This window comes from Mesorhizobium sp. M1A.T.Ca.IN.004.03.1.1 (assembly GCF_003997555.1).
Classification (GTDB): domain Bacteria; phylum Pseudomonadota; class Alphaproteobacteria; order Rhizobiales; family Rhizobiaceae; genus Mesorhizobium.
This window is the reverse complement of the sequence record NZ_RZTV01001123.1, coordinates 1-234: the sequence shown is the minus strand read 5'-3', so window position 1 is coordinate 234 and position 234 is coordinate 1. Positions and strand designations below refer to the sequence as shown.

1 pseudogene is annotated in these 234 nt (G+C 65.8%); it reads right to left on the bottom strand.

Features of this window, described 5'->3' with window-relative positions:
* Positions 1-234: pseudogene (locus tag EOD29_RS35165) on the bottom strand (class I SAM-dependent methyltransferase); the annotation flags it as partial.

The following is a 234-nucleotide window of genomic DNA, read 5'->3' as shown; positions in this document are numbered from 1 at the left end:
ACGAACCGCAGCTTCGGAACCGCTCGCTCCAACTCGCGCGGATCCTCGATCGCCCAGTGCACCGCGGCGCCGGTCGCCTTGACGGCCGGATTGAGGCGAATGAGCGCCAGGCCGAAACGGCTGTAGGCGTCGAACATCAATTCCCCGCCGGCAAGATGCGAGACCAGCCGTGAGAACAAACGCGGCCCTTCGTCGGCCGCGAGATAAGGCGTCAGCCCTTCCGCCACCACGATT